The 12,274-nt window shown below is 42.3% G+C and carries 8 protein-coding genes; 7 read left to right on the forward strand and 1 reads right to left on the reverse strand.

The genetic code is table 11. The annotated features are described in order from the left end of the window. Positions 1-132 precede the first annotated feature (132 nt). Together EXU57_RS08040 and EXU57_RS08045 are read left to right on the forward strand one after the other, a co-directional pair. A complete protein-coding gene (locus EXU57_RS08040) occupies positions 133-453 on the forward strand; it encodes a sensor histidine kinase (protein ID WP_133267687.1) in 321 nt (106 codons plus the stop codon). Next, positions 425-1,039, forward strand: coding sequence for a response regulator (locus EXU57_RS08045; protein ID WP_165958074.1), 615 nt, complete (start codon positions 425-427; stop codon positions 1,037-1,039). The genes EXU57_RS08040 and EXU57_RS08045 overlap by 29 nt, the downstream gene beginning before the upstream one ends. 219 nt (positions 1,040-1,258) lie before the next feature. Here the strand turns inward: EXU57_RS08045 and EXU57_RS08050 are convergent, their stop codons facing one another. Further along, the gene (locus tag EXU57_RS08050; RefSeq protein ID WP_133267689.1) at positions 1,259-1,573 is read right to left on the reverse strand and encodes a transposase; all 315 of its coding nucleotides are present in this window, start codon (positions 1,571-1,573) and stop codon (positions 1,259-1,261) included. 711 nt (positions 1,574-2,284) lie between these two features. On the opposite strand from EXU57_RS08050, the gene EXU57_RS08060 reads away from it, so the two are divergent. The 5 genes from EXU57_RS08060 to EXU57_RS08080 all read left to right on the forward strand — a co-directional run bounded on the left by EXU57_RS08060 (position 2,285) and on the right by EXU57_RS08080 (position 12,273). Next, positions 2,285-5,167: a choice-of-anchor L domain-containing protein gene (locus EXU57_RS08060; RefSeq protein WP_133267690.1), complete on the forward strand. Its 2,883-nt coding sequence runs from the start codon at positions 2,285-2,287 to the stop codon at positions 5,165-5,167. 562 nt (positions 5,168-5,729) lie between these two features. After that, on the forward strand, positions 5,730-6,146 hold the full coding sequence (locus EXU57_RS08065) for a hypothetical protein (protein WP_133267691.1): 417 nt from the start codon (positions 5,730-5,732) through the stop codon (positions 6,144-6,146). After that, complete coding sequence (locus EXU57_RS08070; RefSeq protein WP_133267692.1) at positions 6,143-9,409, forward strand: GEVED domain-containing protein; 3,267 nt, start codon at positions 6,143-6,145, stop codon at positions 9,407-9,409. The genes EXU57_RS08065 and EXU57_RS08070 overlap by 4 nt, the downstream gene beginning before the upstream one ends. A 1,906-nt stretch (positions 9,410-11,315) precedes the next feature. Further along, positions 11,316-11,714, forward strand: a complete 399-nt coding sequence (locus EXU57_RS08075) for a hypothetical protein (RefSeq protein WP_133267693.1) — start codon at positions 11,316-11,318, stop codon at positions 11,712-11,714. Positions 11,715-11,814: 100 nt separating this feature from the next. Next, positions 11,815-12,273 (forward strand): (2Fe-2S)-binding protein, encoded by a 459-nt coding sequence (locus EXU57_RS08080; protein WP_133267694.1) that lies wholly within the window; start codon positions 11,815-11,817, stop codon positions 12,271-12,273. Position 12,274: the final 1 nt, after the last annotated feature.

Consider the following 12,274-nt stretch of genomic DNA (forward strand, 5'->3'; position numbering starts at 1 on the left):
TATACATTCGAGAATTACTTAACTCCAGTTCATAACCGCTCTTTGCTTACTGATCATCCACTTTTACAAAGGGGGTCAACATCACCGGAATAGGGGGGTCAATATCAGCGGAATTTACACGTAATTCCTGATATGACCATCAACGGTGAAAAAAGAAGGCAAATTTACCTTGCAGTAAAAGAAGCTCTCCATAACACAATAAAACATGCAGACTGTACTACTGTCATTGTCTCTTTTGCTATAGCGAAACTTGAATTACTTATTAGTATTCAGGATGATGGAAAAGGGTTGTGTTATACAGGTGAGAGATCCGGAGATGGGATCGGCAATATGAAAATGAGGATGAAAAAGATCGGTGGATCCTTCGACGCTGCTTGCCGGGAAGGAACAGTCATTAGATTAATAATTCCTTTACATGAAAAACATGAAAACAGTAGCAATAGTAGAAGATAGCCGGGAGTATCAAAACGCTCTACTGTCACTGATAGAAAATGCAGAAGGGTTTGTTGTTGCTGATGTATACGATAATGCTGAAGATGCTATGAATATGCTGAATAATCCGGCTGATATTGCAATTGTTGATATTCAACTTCCGGGAATTAGCGGGATTGAATTAATCAAACGCTTAACGGAAAAAAGTGTCAGTACGAGCTTCTTAGTGTGCAGCATAAACGATGATGACGAAAGTGTTTTCGACGCCCTTAAAAACGGCGCCTCTGGTTATATCTTAAAAGAGAGTAGCAGCGATCAGATCGTTAATGCTTTGAATGATGTCTTTCACGGAGGTGCGCCGATGAGCCCTTATATAGCAAAACGTGTTATTAAATCATTTCAAAACAAACAAGAACGGCAAAGAGATGTACTAACTGATAGAGAAACCGAAGTGTTGAAGCTATTATCAACAGGATTGCAGTATAAAGAAATTGGCAATGAGCTTAATGTCAGCTACGAGACGGTTAAAAAGCATCTCAAACATATCTACGAAAAACTGCATGTACAAAATAAAGTTGAAGCGATCAATAAGTTTCGTGCCCGATAAGTGGCTGATTGATCGCAATTCACCTTCATTGTTGAAATCACAAATCCCCCGAATGGGGGATTGTTTGTTTTATTTCCTTCGATCATATTTGTATATTATCCAACTTTAAAACTACTGTTCTGGAAACCAGGGGATTAGAAAAGCCTACTCATTTGCTGACTGAACGTGAACAAGAGGTACTAAAAAGTGGTAGCAAAGGCCAATGTGATTAGCCGACTCTCAAGAAGTCGGGTTTAGATTTGAGCAAATAAAATCCCAATAAGCACCTATGATGTAGTATGTCAACTCCACTCCTGGTTCGCCGATGCGTTGCCTAAACGCTATAAGCTCTGTTGGCACCCAAGAGATATTTGGCTGAAAATGCTGCTCTCCACTGAAGTATTGAAAATAGATGTTTTCAGCCCATTGTTCAACAAGGTTTCCATCGCTTAGATTCTGCAGGTACTTCAAGGTCAACAAAGAAACCAACAAGCGGATTGGCTTGGAAGGTTTGCCCCATTTTATCGCTGTAATGCCTCCTGAGACTGGTGTCAAACAATCTCCAGTTTATCTTATTTGCCAGGAAGTATAATGGCTGTTTCTGATCTACCTGGTCAACCAGGCCGTGAAACAACCGAGTTGCGGAGTTCGCTTTTGCGTAGAAAGCATACAGTAAAATGCAGGCCCTTTTGAGGGTTTTTCAATTCTCCGTGTAACTTTTAAGGAATAGAACTCTGAAAATGCCCGTCATTATTAGTTTACGGACTTCCGAGGGTCGACTAAATAGAGACATAGCACCGCGTTTGAAATCAGCTACGAAGCCGTGAAAAAGGATTTAAAAAATATTTACGCGAAACTGAAAGTCCACAACAAAATTGAAGCATTGAATAAGATCAAAATAATTTAGTAATACCCCGAAATGGGTATTGATAGGTAAGATGGATAGTTAAATATTTGAAGTCATATGTAGCAATATCCTTTCTCTTTCAACCCCTAAAATCCCTCTTGCGCAAATTATCGTTGGCCTTCAACCAACACCCTTAACTCTTCAAAACAATTTGTATGAAAAATGCTTCAATTGCTTGTCTGAGTTCGGCTAAGTGCTCCTCTAACGGGAATGCCCGCATAAAGGAAGAGCTGTTAAGGGTTCATTTTTATTTAACTCCCAATGTACGTCCTTATCGACGTAGACAAACTTCAAGCGTAGAAGGTCAACTTAAATATTTCTTTCAACCGTTTGATATTTAACCATTTAAATCCTAAATCATGAATCATCAGCACTCGCTAAACTCTTCGTTTGAAGGTAGTTCAAATGAAGCAATTGGCTTATTTCCCAGAGTATTCATTTCTAGACTTCTTTTATTTGCTTCTCACTTCCGCTCTGGAAGTATTTCATGGACAAACACGGGTGGCAATTATACAGGAAAAAGGAAAGTACACTTCTCGCGCTATGTTACTTTTATTTTATGTACCTTTTTATCACTCCTGCAATCAAAATATGTATTTGCTCAAACCCAGGAAGAACTCGTTGCCAGGCAGGCAAATAGCGTTGATAAAGGTGCTACCAGCAGCTCGGCTATTAGTTCCAACCTTTCACCGTGTCCACTTTCCTTAACTCCTGCCAACGCATCTACCAATTCTTTAAGCCAGATTATTCAATCCTTAGCTGGTGTGGGAGTCACCATATCCAATATACAGACTACCCTACCTGCTAGCTCAGACATATATGGTTCCTTTTCATGTGGTTCCACCGTATTGGGAATAGATAGAGGATTGGTACTAACTACAGGGGGTCTATCAAATGCAAAAGGGCCAAACACTACAACAAACGCTGGCAGGAATAATGGCCGGCCCGGCGATGCTGATTTGAATGCTCTCATCACAACATCGGGCCATGATGCAAGTTGGGTATCGTTCGATATAGTACCCAATACCAATACGCTAACGTTTAGATATGTATTTTCATCAGAAGAGTATAACGATTATGTCAATTCATCTTTTAATGATGTTTTTGGCTTTTTTATCAGCGGCCCTGGTATTGTTGGTAAGAAGAATTTAGCTGTGTTGCCTTCAAGCACTATTCCGGTTGCCATAAATAATGTAAATAAGGGAAGAGCGCCTAGTACACCCGCATCCAATCCGCAATATTTCATAAATAACGATAATAGAACTTTGCCACTTATAGTACAACCTCCGAACCCTGTAATTTATCAAAATCTGGAGTATGATGGTTTGACTGTTGTATTAACAGCTACTGTAACGGTTACTCCTGGTGCTACTTACTCTCTAAAATTCGCCATACAGGATGCTGGGGATCCCGTATATGACTCGGGTGTTTTCATTGAAGGAGGTAGCATACAAAGCTGTACGTTAGACATAAGTGCCATACCAATGCCTGCAAGCTGCGCAGGTAATGATGGTGCTATTGATTTAACGATCAGCGGCGGAACAGCACCCTATAAAGTTGAGTGGTCAAATGGAGAAACAACAGATGATATCAAGGGGTTATCAGCAGGTTTTTACACAGTAAAAGTAACGGATGATCTAGGTTGCGTCAAAAGTTTAGAAAATGTGGAAGTAAAAGGTAGTGTAGATAATGCTCCACCGACTATTACAGCACCGGCAGACATTACTGTAGGCAACGATGCAGGCGTTTGTAGCGCAACCATAGCAAGTTTAGGCACACCTAAAGCTGCTGATGACTGCGGATTGCAATCAGTAACCAATGACTACCCATCCACTTCTTTCCCGGTAGGTACTACAACGGTAACATGGACAGCAACGGATAAAACGGGTAAAACAGCAAGTGCTATACAGTTGGTAATAGTGAAGGATATTGAGGACCCGGTAATCACATGTCCATTTAAAGGAAATATTAATAGGGATAACGACGGCGGCGTATGCACATGGACTTCTTTGAACAATGACTTGGATGCAAAAGCAAAAGACAATTGCTCCTATAAACCAATGACCTATTCACTTGCCGGAGCTACAAGCGGAGCGGGTAATACCCTGAATGGTGTTACATTTAATCAAGGAACAACTACTGTAACATGGAAAGCACAAGATCTGGCTGGACATAGTGTGAGTTGCAGCTTTGATGTTACAGTTATAAATACTGCACCTGTCTTTAATTCCATTACTGGGCCTACTTCTCCTGTTGCTGTTGGTACACCTATTACTATAAACGTTGATTATACCGACAACAATGTAACTAGTGCCGTAGTCAAATGGGAGATTGGTACTGACTATATTGCAACGAACCCACCCAAACAATTTAGTGCTACCAATACGTACAATACACCTGGCGTTTATACGGTGACAGTATACTTGACAGATTGCGGTGGAACAGTAAGTAAACCATACGAACAATACGTGGTAGTCTATGATCCTAATGGAGGCTTTGTAACAGGTGGTGGATGCTTCATTTCACCAGCAGGAGCCTATAAAGACAAACCAACATCGACAGGCAAAGCAACCTTCGGCTTTGTATCAAAGTACCAGAAGGGCGCATCAGTACCCTCAGGTCATACAGAGTTCCAGTACCATGTTGAAGGTATGAATTTTAATAGCACTAGTTATGACTGGTTAGTCATCTCCGGTCCAAAAGCACAATATAAAGGCAAAGGAAAAATCAATGGCGTTCCAGGTTATGGCTTCTTGCTAACGGCAAATGATGGTCAGGTTAATGGTGGCGGCGGTATAGATAAGATTCGCATTAAAATTTGGGACTTAGCTAGTAGTAATATTGTATATGACAATCAAGATGGTGCAGATACCGATCCGGCAACAACAGCCTTAACATGTGGATCCATCGTAATTCATGCCAACGACAACAAAAACTCAAGTATTTCGCAAAGTGTAAGAGAGCCGGCTCAACTACAAGCAGAATATACTGGTAAGCTGAAAGTAGCGGTCATGCCAAATCCAAGCAGCACCTCCTTCAGGTTGGTGATGCAGAGTGGAGATAGTAAGCCACTGAATATAAGAGTGCTGGATATTATGGGCAGAGTTGTGGAAATGAAACGGAACATAGCTCCTAATGGCACTTTAACAATTGGTGAGGGTTTCGGACCAGGAACATACCTTGTTGAGCTACAGCAAGGAGTAAATAAAGTAACAATGAACCTGCTGAAAGCATCTAAATAAGCTTCACTAATTATTTAAGTCTAAGGGTGGCACTCAGTAGTGCCACCTTTTCTACTTTCATGTCTTTTTATTCATTATACAATTACATATATGTGCAAGCTAACAAACAACTTTTGTCCCCTCTTTTAAGCTAAAGGTTAAATGGTTCAATCGCGGGTTTCAGAATAAATGATTTATAGAAAATAATTAATGTAAGTTTTTCCAATGCGCTGCACTAATCTGCAGAGCTATAACGGGAATGATCCCAAGCTATGGAAACCGTCGATAAAAACTCAGGTTTAAACTATTTGAGTTAATTGATGAAGCTGTGAAGTGTTATAAGCTTAATTCAAAGATCTATACAAATTCATGGAACACCTATGACAGCCTGAATGAGGATTATAGATTGGCTGCACCTTTTAATTCGCCCGAAATACAACTATTGCAAAAAGTTGACTACCTGACTTACAATTCAGACAACCTCAGTATAGTAATTTAATTAGTCAATCGTAAATAGTTATAATACTTTGATACAAATATGAAACATTGCTTTAGACTATTTAGATCATGGATATTTCTTTTTTTGCTGCTCTTAATAGGGTGCTCTAATTATAAAAACTTAACATTAAGAAATATTAATGTACCATCATTATCAGGTGAGTGGAGGGTAGCTGCTCAGTTAGTTTTACCGCTTACCATAAAACCTAAATGTAAACCTATCGAGAAGGGAACAACCTTTAAATTCATCCAAGATAGATTTGAAGTTTATCTTGATACCGCATGGATCCCTTGTGATGTTTTCCATTTTAAATCTACAAAAAACACAATAAGCTTTATTAAAGAGGATATGGTCTGGTTATGTTTCTATGAATTAACTGGAAGCATCTTAAAATTAAAATCTACTGATTTTTTTATTGTTAATAATCCAGATACATCTGCAACAATGCAGGAAGTTGTGGTAACACTAATGAAAAAACAATCAAAAAACTCATTTAAATGAAAAAAGCTTATCATCTGTTGTTACATATGGTATTGTTTGGAGGGCTTATTGCACCTTCCTACGCTCAGGGCCCTATCTACATTGGAAAGATAGATGATGTTGCTGCAACTTATAAAAAGAAGGCCCAAGCCGCAGCAAACAATACGGCGGATATAGAGGCACAGTTAAGTCATTCATTACCAGGAATACTCTTGAAACTTAAGCTAAACTCAAGTAAACAGGAAGGGAATGGCAATCTTTTTTTTGGTGAGGTATACAATAGTCCATACAGTAGCTTTTACCTAAAGATAGTGGGGCAGCAAGCTTCGGGTTCAATTTTTATGAGGGAACGGAAAAAGTTTTATCGATATTCTTCGAGTCCTGACAGTTTGGTATACTTGACTGAAGAAGATATTGATAAAGTGTTATGTGTAGGCTTTCAAGAGCAGAACACAATTTCAAGCTTTACAAGCCAAACGAATACTACAGCTACAACTATTCCTGTCCTGGAGAGTTTGCCAGGTGCTTCTGCTGTGGTTTACCTCGACTTTGATGGTCAGACAGTAACAGGTACCCAGTGGAATTCAACCTTCAACAGCGGAAATCCCATTGTAGCTGATCCAGCTAACATTTCTGGAAGTAATATGGTTGAGATATGGAAGTTAATAAGTGAAGACTACAAGCCCTTTGCTCTAAATGTTACGACCAGCGAAGCCGTTTTTAACAGTGCTCCAATAGATCGTCGGATGAGAGTCATTTTTACCCCAACCAACTATTGGTATCCTAATGCCGGTGGTGTAGCTTACATTGGCTCCTTTGCTTGGGGGAGCACCTCAAACGGTGAGCATCCTTGTTGGGTCTTTGACACTGATATTAAAGGTGCAGGTGATGGCGGTTCACATGAGGTGGGACATACGTTACATTTGGTACACGATGGACGAACCTCTCCCTATGAAGAATATTTTCAAGGCCAAGGCTCCTGGGCGCCGATCATGGGCATAGGTTATTACAAGCCCGTTGTGCAATGGAGCAAAGGCGAATACCAATACGCAAATAACTTAGAGGATGATTTGTTTAAAATCACAAACATGAATGGTTTCGGCTACCGCCCCGATGACCATGGAGATGAAATTGCCACAGCAACCCCGCTAGTTGTAGATGCTAATGGCAATGTGTCGGCCGATATCAATAAAGGTATTATTTCAACTCAAACTGATATAGATATTTTCTACTTTACCACTAATGGCGGCACAATAGCTCTTGCCGTTAATCCGAATTCAGATTATCCTAATCTGGATATTGGGCTTACTCTTCGTAATGAGTCTAATGCCATAGTCGCAATATCTGATCAGTCTAATCAAGCAGCGTCTTTAAACGCAAAACTCGCAGCTGGGACTTATTACTTGGCTGTTAATGGAGTTAAAGGAGATTTAGGAGCAGATTCTGATTTTGCTTCTCTTGGTGCTTATTCTATATCTACTATACCTTACTGTGTGCCTGTGTATACCACGGGTTGCTCTGCTGATGATTTCATCAATAGTTTCACCTTTAATGCTCTTGTTAACGATAACTCAGGCTGCAACAATGGTACTGCAAAGGGATACACGAATTATGCACCTGCCGGCACATTTACTACTTCTGTTAACAGAGGCGAAAGCTATAGTATTAGTATGCAATCCGGCTCAAGTTATCCACAAGGTTTTGGTGTATGGATAGACTATAATGGTGACAAGGATTTTGACGATGCTGGTGAATTTGTGTATGCATCACCTTCCGTTGCAAAGAGTATTTTTACAACTACTATCACCATTCCTCCTACAGCAACCCTCGGTGCAACACGATTGCGTGTTAGATGTAAATACAATAGCACAATTACCAGCGCTGAACCCTGCACTTTGATGAGTTGGGGAGAAGCAGAAGATTACACCATTACAATAGGTGCTAATCAACCACCAACCGTGAGCATCACCTCACCCGCTAGTGGAGCTACGTTCACTGCTCCGACTACCATCAGCATTACTGTCACGGCTGTTGATCAAGGTGGTTCAATAGCAAAAGTGGAGTTCTTCCAAGGCACGACTAAGCTGGGTGAAGACCTCACGGCTCCTTATGAGTACAGCTGGATTGGAGCGGCTGCCGGAAGCTATACTCTTACAGCAAAGGCTACGGATAATCTTGGCAGCGCCACTACTTCAGCTCCGGTCTCAGTTATGGTCAGCAACAATAGCGCTCCAACCGTTTCTATCACCTCACCGCCTAATGGAACTACGTTCACTGCTCCGACTACCATCAGCATTACTGCCGCCGCTGCTGATCAAGATGGTTCCATAGCTAAAGTCGAGTTCTTCCAGGGCACCACTAAGCTGGGTGAAGACTTGACGGCTCCTTATGAATATAGCTGGAGTGGAGTGGCTGCTGGAAACTATTCTATTACGGCCAAGGCTTCGGACAATGCAGGTCTTAGCACTACCTCGGCTGCTGTTTTAATTATGGTCAATTACTGTGTGCCTGCATATACCAGCGGTTGCTCTGCTGATGATTTCATCAATACTTTCAGCTTTAACACTCTCGCTAATAACTCAGGTTGCAGCAATGGTACTGCAAAGGGATACACCAATTATGCACCTGCGGGCACATTTACTACTTCCGTTAACAGAGGCCAAAGCTATAGCATGAGTATGCAGTCAGGGAAAAAACGTTCACAAGGTTTTGGTGTATGGATAGACTATAATGGTGACAAGGATTTTGACGATGCTGGTGAATTTGTGTATGCATCACCTATTGTTGCAAAAAGTCTTTTTACAACTACTATCACTATTCCTGCTACGGCAACCCTAGGTGCAACACGATTGCGCGTAAGATGTAAGTACAATAGCACAATTACCAGCGCTGAACCTTGCACTTCCATGAGTTGGGGAGAAGCAGAAGATTATACCATTGCAATAAGTAGCACAAGCGCTTCTGCTCCAACCGTGAACAATACCTCACCCGCTATCATAAATATGGCTCCCAAAACCGATGATGCAGTTGGGCCAGTACTTAGAATAAAAGCTCTGCCGAATCCCACTATAGCCTGCTTTACTCTTATTCTTCAAAGCGATAAAGTGGAATCCATGGACGTGAAAGTAATCGATGCAGTAGGAAGATTAATAGAAATGAGGTCGAAGGTAGCATCTAATAGCTCTTTAACAATAGGTGACAAATATCGTCCTGGTATTTACTATGTAGAAATCGTTCAAGGCAGTGAACGAGTGATACTGAAGCTGATCAAAGGCGCAGATTAGATTTTCATACATGCATATCTAATTAAAAGGCAGGCCGGAGTGACTGCCTTTTAATTAAAGGTATTATATTTAGTCTGAAATCTTAAATGCACGGCAGCCTGTGGAAATTTATATTTGAATCTGAAGTAGCACTAGCGGCAAATACAACACATAGTGCAGGATCCGAATTTCTTTTAAGAAAGTACAAGGCTCTTATTAGAAGGGAATACGGCAGTAAGAAGGCTCGGCTTAGCTTTCATAGCTTTAATTTAATATTCAAGATCAGGTGCTGATCTTTTCTATTCATCATTAACCTCTTCCAAGCTTATGAGAACAATGAGGTCATTCTTTACTTTCTTATTCTAACTTACATTTATTAACATCGCAACAAGTAAAAAATGGATAATCCATCTACTGCAAAAAGGTTAAAAGCTTAGCGCACAGTACTCAGGGGATGAAATTCCTACACCGGCAGCACTGGGTTGTTAGTAGCTAAAACAGCCATTGATGAAGGCCAAAACAGTGACACTCTTCCTGGCTGTTTATGCAGTTAAATTATTACAAGATTCTGTACTAAACACTTGGCCGGCATAGAAACGGAAATCTCCGTGAGCGCCATCAGGCGATTGGAAAAGGTAATGGTCGCTTCTAACTCTCCCGCAACTCAAGCAAAGCAAGGGGGGAAACCGGTAGCGACATAAAAGGTAGCCCGTCGAATTTTGCCTTGCTTAATGTACTGGTTTGTTTATCGGTTGAAAGTGACCGGATGGTTACTTATTAAACTACGTCGGTTGTCCGGGGTGTTCCGAAGTGCACCCCGAACCGGGATAAGGTAGGTTCTTACAACCGGGAAGTGATCGGGAGTTACACGCTCGAACGCTCAGTACTTGATTGCTACTGAACTGCAACACCCACCTGACATCGCAGGCTGGTCCCGTCGTTGTTCGGGTGTTCCGGAGGGCACCCTGAACCGGGATGAAGCAGGTTTTAGAACCGGAGAGGGTTTGGGAGTGCACGCTGGAGCTCCAGTACTTGACCGCGCGTTTTGCACTCCAATGCCCAATTTGCCTGATCCTAACATGAACTGGAGTTCCAGTCATATCTAGTGCACTAAAGATATTCTCTCTTCCTTTTTGCCCGCCCGGCTGCGCCAGTCGGACGGGCTTGTCCCCCTCCAGACCCTCTACCCTTTGCTGGGGGAACGCAAAAAGATCTCCATCATCGTTGGGGAAGAACAAAAACAGCCTCCGCCCGCTGCGCAGTCGGACGGGCTCATCCGGGCGAATGTTCCCGGCGGGGTTCTTCGATCGGGCTTTTGTACTACTGTGGTCAAGTGCAGCGGTTCCATGAGGTAATCTTGCTTCCAGCATGAATACCGCTCCGGACTACATTCTTCCACTAAGATATTCTCTGCATCTTTTTGCCCGTCCGTCCGGCAATTAGTCATGAGTCACTTTGATAAACCAGCCGGGCGGGCATCAAGCGTGTCCCACTGAAATCGGGAGCAAAAAGAAAAGCAAAACAGAATCAATTCTGAAATATGTGTACACTTCTACGAGGTGGTAATTTGATGAACAGCACAAGTCCGTGCATCCGCTTGGGTTCGTCCCCCTGCAGAACACTTAATTCTTAGCGAAACGCTGCATTCAACTTTAAACAGCTAACTTAACGGAATGAACACATCAACTTCAACTCACAGCTTCAATCAACTAACCCTCACTGTCATTTAGTTAAGCCATGTGTAATTTAATTTGCCGAAAAATGCTATTCAGTACAAGAGTGCGACGCAACGATGTAAAATCAGAAGTCCTTCTGCCGGGTCCGCAAAAACTTCTAAACTCAATTGCTTTCGCACAAGCAACTCTTATAACGGGACCAAACTCATAACCCATAATTCTAAACTCATAACTAACTTCCGCCCTTTGCTATGAAAATCTATACTCTTTGGACCACCCTCATTTTCTCCTTGTTCTTTTTGGCATCCCAAACCGGTTGCTCAAGTAGTACCGCTACCGCTAAGTCCGTGTCAAATGCTTCGGCCTATCCCCGGATACTAAAACGTGCAGATGGCGATAAGCGCTACCTGATCATGTACTCAGGTGTCGACACTTACCACGTGAAGTCGGTCCAGGTGGAAAAATCGAAACAACAGTTCACGGTGCACCTTACGAAAGTTGACTCGCTGCATGCCACAAGTTTGCGGAACCCGGGAAATACGACAGCGAAACTGTTGCAGATGTATATGCGCGACTCTACGAGCTATACCCTAGATGAGCCCCATACCATACCAATGAACCGGGTGGCGAAAATCGACTTAGGCCACTAATCGGTCGACCGTCTTAAAAGATCGATAGAAGAATTGACGGAACAGGTGACAGAGCCGGAAAACTGTCTTATTTTTATTGCTTACACGTAATCTTAATGATATGCCCAAATACAATATTCAGGTAAATGGAAAAAACCAGGAAGTGGATGTTGCGGAGGATACCCCCCTGTTATGGGTGCTTAGGGATAGCCTGCACCTGGTAGGCACGAAATACGGCTGCGGCATCGCCCAATGCGGCGCGTGCACGGTCCACCTTGATGGCGCTGCCGTACGCTCCTGCATGTTCCCGGTTTCAGCCATCGGCACCGGAAAAATTACCACGATCGAGGGTCTGTCCGAAAAAGGCGACCATCCCTTGCAGGTAGCCTGGAACGAAGTGGACGTACCACAATGCGGCTATTGCCAGTCCGGCCAGATCATGACCGCCGCTGCACTACTCGCAGAAAATCCAAAACCGACAATGAACCAGATCGTTGATACCATGCATGGTAATATCTGCCGCTGCGGTGCCTACCATCGCATACGTGAGGCGGTAAAATTAGCAAGCACAAAAATCTAAT

The organism is Segetibacter sp. 3557_3, from assembly GCF_004354985.1.
Classification (GTDB): Bacteria; Bacteroidota; Bacteroidia; order Chitinophagales; family Chitinophagaceae; genus Segetibacter.

Coding starts and splice junctions, on each gene's coding strand:
- EXU57_RS08040 (WP_133267687.1), top strand. CDS start 133: ATGACCATCAACGGTGAAAAAAGAAGGCAAATTTACCTTGCAGTAAAA.
- EXU57_RS08045 (WP_165958074.1), top strand. CDS start 425: ATGAAAACAGTAGCAATAGTAGAAGATAGCCGGGAGTATCAAAACGCT.
- EXU57_RS08060 (WP_133267690.1), top strand. CDS start 2,285: ATGAATCATCAGCACTCGCTAAACTCTTCGTTTGAAGGTAGTTCAAAT.
- EXU57_RS08070 (WP_133267692.1), top strand. CDS start 6,143: ATGAAAAAAGCTTATCATCTGTTGTTACATATGGTATTGTTTGGAGGG.
- EXU57_RS08075 (WP_133267693.1), top strand. CDS start 11,316: ATGAAAATCTATACTCTTTGGACCACCCTCATTTTCTCCTTGTTCTTT.
- EXU57_RS08080 (WP_133267694.1), top strand. CDS start 11,815: ATGCCCAAATACAATATTCAGGTAAATGGAAAAAACCAGGAAGTGGAT.